Raw genomic sequence first — 635 nt, 5'->3', positions numbered from 1 at the left:
TGTACACAGTGTGAAGCAGAAGGCTTCCGCCGCATCACGTATTACTTAGATCGCCCAGACGTACTGGCAAAATACACAACCAAAGTCATTGCAGATAAAGCAACATATCCATACTTGCTCAGCAATGGTAACCGTATTGCACAAGGCGAAGCAGAGAACGGTCGTCATTGGGTGCAATTGCAAGATCCACATCCAAAACCAGCTTATCTATTTGCGCTTGTCGCTGGTGACTTTGATGTTCTTCGCGATAAATACACCACAATGTCTGGTCGCAACGTTGACCTAGAAATCTTTGTCGATAAAGGCAACTTAGACCGAGCGGGTCACGCGATGACATCGCTAATCAACTCAATGAAGTGGGACGAAGAACGCTTTGGTCTAGAATACGACCTCGATATTTATATGATCGTGGCGGTTGATTTCTTCAACATGGGCGCAATGGAAAACAAAGGCCTAAATATCTTTAACTCTAAGTTTGTTCTGGCGAATGACCAAACGGCGACAGACCGCGATTACTTGGGTATTGAAGCTGTGATTGGCCATGAATACTTCCACAACTGGACAGGCAACCGCGTGACTTGCCGTGATTGGTTCCAGCTGAGCCTAAAAGAAGGTTTGACGGTGATCCGTGATCA

At 46.1% G+C, this 635-nt stretch carries 1 protein-coding gene; it reads left to right on the top strand.

Features of this window, described 5'->3' with window-relative positions:
* The coding region (locus R8O11_RS28715) for a M1 family aminopeptidase (protein ID WP_318195056.1) at nt 1-635 on the top strand (635 nt) is incomplete at both ends.

It is taken from the genome of Vibrio sp. 1288 (genome assembly GCF_033344475.1).
This window is presented reverse-complemented; position numbering and strand designations above follow the sequence as displayed.